This is a genomic window from Streptomyces sp. WAC05292 (assembly GCF_003949955.1).
Lineage (GTDB): Bacteria > Actinomycetota > Actinomycetes > Streptomycetales > Streptomycetaceae > Streptomyces > Streptomyces globosus.
Genome location: NZ_RPSE01000488.1, coordinates 1 through 4,022, shown reverse-complemented (window position 1 = coordinate 4,022; position 4,022 = coordinate 1). Strand labels below are relative to the sequence as shown.

Sequence of the window (4,022 nt, the reverse complement as noted above, 5' to 3'; positions counted from 1 at the left end):
CAAGGCCGCCATCCCCTGGAGACGACGACATGACCGTGACCGCGCAGCCCCCGGCCGACACCGGCACCACCGCCGCCCCGTGGCGCGGCTTCACCGGGGAGGAGTGGCGGCGGGAGATCGACGTCCGCTCCTTCATCCAGGACAACTACACGCCCTACGAGGGCGGTTCCGCGTTCCTGGCCGGTCCCACCGACCGGACTCTCGCCGTGTGGAAGGCCGTCGCCTCCCTCTTCCCCGAGGAGCGCCGCAAGGGCGTCCTCGACATCGACACCGCGACGCCGTCCACCATCACGTCGCACGCGCCCGGCTACATCGACCGCGACCGGGAACTGATCGTCGGGCTGCAGACCGACGCCCCCCTGAAGCGGGCCGTCATGCCCAACGGCGGGCTGCGCATGGTCGAGAACGGGCTGCGCGCTTACGGCTTCGCCCCGGACCCGTTCGTCACGGCGGTCTTCGGTACCTACCGCAAGACCCACAACGACGGCGTATTCGACGCCTACACCCCCGAGATGCTGCGTGCCCGCAAGGCAGGCATCATCACGGGCCTGCCCGACGCCTACGGACGGGGCCGCATCATCGGCGACTACCGCCGCGTCGCGCTGTACGGGACCAGCCGGCTGATCGAGGCCAAGCGGGCCGAGCGGTCGCGGCTCGACGGGATCCCCTCTTCGGGCGACGTCATCCGCGACCGCGAGGAACTGGCGGAGCAGATCAGGGCGCTGGGCGAACTGGAACGCATGGCGGCGTCCTACGGCTGCGACGTCTCCCGTCCGGCCGCCACCGCGCAGGAGGCCGTCCAGTGGCTCTACCTGGGCTTCCTGGCCGCGGTGAAGGAGCAGAACGGCGCGGCCATGTCCCTCGGCCGCACCTCCACCTTCCTGGACGTCTACCTCCAGCGGGACCTGGACGAGGGGCGCATCGACGAGACCCGCGCCCAGGAACTGGTCGACGACTTCGTGGTCAAGCTGCGGATCGTGCGGTTCCTGCGCACGCCCGAGTACGACGCGCTCTTCTCCGGCGACCCCACGTGGGTCACGGAGTCCATCGGCGGCATCGGAGAGGACGGCCGCCCTCTGGTCACGCGCACCTCCTTCCGCTTCCTCCAGACCCTCTACAACCTCGGCCCCGCTCCGGAGCCCAACCTGACAGTCCTCTGGTCCCGTCGGCTGCCGGAGGGGTTCAAGCGGTTCTGCGCCCAGGTCTCCGTCGACACCAGCTCGATCCAGTACGAGTCGGACGACCTCCTCCGCCCCCGTACGGGTGACGACTCGGCGATCGCCTGCTGTGTCTCCGCGATGGCGGTGGGCAAGCAGATGCAGTTCTTCGGCGCCCGCGTGAACCTCGCCAAGGCCCTCCTGTACGCGATCAACGGCGGTCGCGACGAGATGACCGGCGAGCAGGTCGCCCCCGCGGCGGCCCCGCTGACCGGCGAATACCTCGACCACGCCGAGGTGGCCGCCGCCTACGACCGCATGCTCGACTGGCTCGCCGCGACCTACGTCAACGCGCTCAACGTGATCCATTACATGCACGACAAGTACGCCTACGAGCGCATCGAGATGGCCCTGCACGACCACCCGGTCCACCGCACGCTGGCCTGCGGCATCGCGGGCCTGTCCGTGGCCGCCGACAGCCTCTCCGCCATCAGGCACGCTCGCGTCAGGGTGCTCCGGGACGCCACCGGGCTCGCCGTCGGCTACGAGGTGGAGGGCGACTACCCGGCGTACGGCAACGACGACGACCGTGCGGACGGCATCGCCGTCGACCTGGTCCGCTCCTTCATGGCCAAGGTGCGCCGCCACCCCGCCCACCGGGGTGCCGAACACACGCAGTCGGTCCTCACCATCACCTCCAACGTGGTGTACGGCGGTCACACGGGCGGCACTCCCGACGGCCGGCCTGCCGGAGCGCCGTTCGCTCCGGGAGCCAACCCGATGAACGGCCGCGACCGCCACGGTCTGGCGGCGTCGGCGCTGTCGGTCGCGAAGATCCCCTACGACCAGGCCCGCGACGGCATCTCCCTGACGTCCACCATCACGCCCGAGGGCCTGGGCCACGACCCCGCCGAGCGCGCCGGCCACCTCGTCGGCATCCTCGACGCCTACACCGCCGAAGGCGGCTTCCACATGAACGTCAACGTCCTCGACCGCGCCACGCTCGAGGACGCCATGGAACACCCCGACGCCTACCCGGAGCTGACGATCCGCGTCTCCGGCTACGCCGTCAACTTCGTCCGGCTCACCCGCGAACAGCAGCTCGACGTCGTCAACCGCACCTTCCACGGTGCGCGATGACCGCCGGCCGCATCCACTCCTGGGACCTGTCCACCGGCGTGGACGGGCCCGGGACCCGTTTCGTCCTCTTCCTGAGCGGCTGCCCCCTGCGCTGCCTGTACTGCGCCAACCCCGACACCTGGCACATGCGCGACGGGCAGCGGGCCACGGTGGACGAGGTGGTGTCCCGCATCGAGCGGTACCGGCGGTTCACCGACCTGGCCGGCGGAGGAGTGACCCTCACGGGGGGCGAGCCCCTGCTGCAGTCCGCGTTCACCGCCGAAGTGCTGCACCGGTGCAGGGAACTCGGCCTGCACACCGCCCTCGACACCTCCGGCGCGCTCGGCATCCGTGCCGACGACGCCCTCCTGGCCGACACCGACCTCGTCCTGCTCGACGTCAAATCCTTCGACGCCGCCGTCTACCGGCGCCTGACCGGCGGCCGCCTCGCGCCCACCCTCGGCTTCGCGACCCGGCTGGACCGGCTCGGCGTCCCCGTATGGATCCGCTACGTCCTCGTCCCCGGCTGGACCGACGATCCCGCGGCCGTCGACGGCCTGGCCGGCTTCCTGGGGGCGCTGGGCAACATCGACCGCGTTGACGTGCTGCCCTTCCACAAGCTCGGCGCACCCAAGTACGACTCCCTCGGCGTGCGCTTCCCCCTCCGGGACAACCCCGTACCGGACCGCGCCCTGGTCGAGCGCGTGCGCGAACAGTTCCGCGCCCACGGCCTCCGGGCGCTGTGAGGCGGCAGCGGTTCCCCGGTCACGGTGCGGCGGCCGCGCCGGGCTCGGCGAGGGCCGGGGCCGGCGCGTCCTCGCGGTGGAGGAAGGCCGCCAGGAGGTCGCCCACGGGGTGGTCGGCCTCGGAGGGGTGGCGCAGGGCGACGCTGGCGTCGATGGTGTAGCGGTTCCTGCGGCCCACCCGGGTCCGGGTCAGGTACCCGGCCGATTCCAGGTCGGCGACGATGATCTGCACCGCGCGCTCGGTGATCCCGATGCCCGCCGCGATGTCGCGCAGCCGGACCTCCGGGTCGCGCGCGATCCACAGCAGCACCCGTGCGTGATTCGTCAGGAAGGTCCACTGGCCGCCGCGCGCCGATGAGCTGCTCATGGCTTCCATCATACGAACTCGGCTTCGTGCGTTAACCCCTACAGGCGCACCTTTATTAGCGAAAAGATTTTCGCGTAACTGTTGACGCATATCGGGTGGTCGGGTGACGCTTGAGGCATTCCTCCCGGTATGGAAGGCGGGTAAGTGCCATGACCCGACTGTTCTCCTCCTCCTCATGCGACGGCATCCGCCGCCCCGCCCCCTCGGGCCCGGTCCGGCCGGTGGCGGCGGTCCTGAGCGACCGCATCGACGACGTGGCGGTGGCCGAGGCGGCCGCCCGCATCGCACTGGCCCGCCGCGCCCCCCTGCTGCTGATCGCCGTGGTGCCCGCGCAGGCGAAGCGCTCCGGCCTCGGGCCGGCTTCCGCACCGGTGCGGGCGGTCCTCGCCCGGGTCATGCCGAGGGTGGGCCCGCTCCGCCTGGGCTACATCCCCGAGGCCTTCCCCCTCCCCGAGGGCAACCCGTCACGGCTTGCGGCGGCGAAGGGCCTGCTGGCGCTCGCCTCCCGCCACCGGGCCCCGGTCGTGGTGGCCGCCCGCCGCGGCCCGCACGGGCTCGGTGCGCGCACGCTGATCGAGGCCGCGGCCCTGCGCGGCGGCCCCACCGTCCACGCGGTCGCCCCCACTGCCTGGG

At 71.8% G+C, this 4,022-nt stretch carries 4 protein-coding genes; 3 read left to right on the top strand and 1 reads right to left on the bottom strand.

From position 1 onward, the window contains the following. Positions 1 to 29 precede the first annotated feature (29 nt). Positions 30 to 2,297 (top strand): formate C-acetyltransferase, encoded by a 2,268-nt coding sequence (pflB, locus tag EF903_RS29770; protein ID WP_125548106.1) that lies wholly within the window; start codon positions 30 to 32, stop codon positions 2,295 to 2,297. Continuing rightward, entirely contained in the window at positions 2,294 to 3,022 is a 729-nt protein-coding gene (gene pflA / locus EF903_RS29765) for a pyruvate formate-lyase-activating protein (RefSeq protein ID WP_125548105.1), read from the top strand. Before pflB ends, pflA begins: the two co-directional genes overlap by 4 nt. Before the next feature lie 19 nt (positions 3,023 to 3,041). On the opposite strand, the gene EF903_RS29760 is transcribed toward pflA, so the two are convergent. Continuing rightward, on the bottom strand, positions 3,042 to 3,389 hold the full coding sequence (locus EF903_RS29760; RefSeq protein WP_125548104.1) for a helix-turn-helix domain-containing protein: 348 nt from the start codon (positions 3,387 to 3,389) through the stop codon (positions 3,042 to 3,044). Positions 3,390 to 3,538: 149 nt separating this feature from the next. Here EF903_RS29760 and EF903_RS29755 point away from each other — a divergent pair. Then, on the top strand, positions 3,539 to 4,022 hold a 484-nt coding region (locus EF903_RS29755), incomplete at its 3' end, for a universal stress protein (RefSeq protein WP_185902898.1).

Excerpts from the sequence above, each read along its gene's own strand:
- EF903_RS29760 (WP_125548104.1), bottom strand. The coding sequence starts at position 3,389 with ATGAGCAGCTCATCGGCGCGCGGCGGCCAGTGGACCTTCCTGACGAAT.
- pflB (WP_125548106.1), top strand. The coding sequence starts at position 30 with ATGACCGTGACCGCGCAGCCCCCGGCCGACACCGGCACCACCGCCGCC.
- pflA (WP_125548105.1), top strand. The coding sequence starts at position 2,294 with ATGACCGCCGGCCGCATCCACTCCTGGGACCTGTCCACCGGCGTGGAC.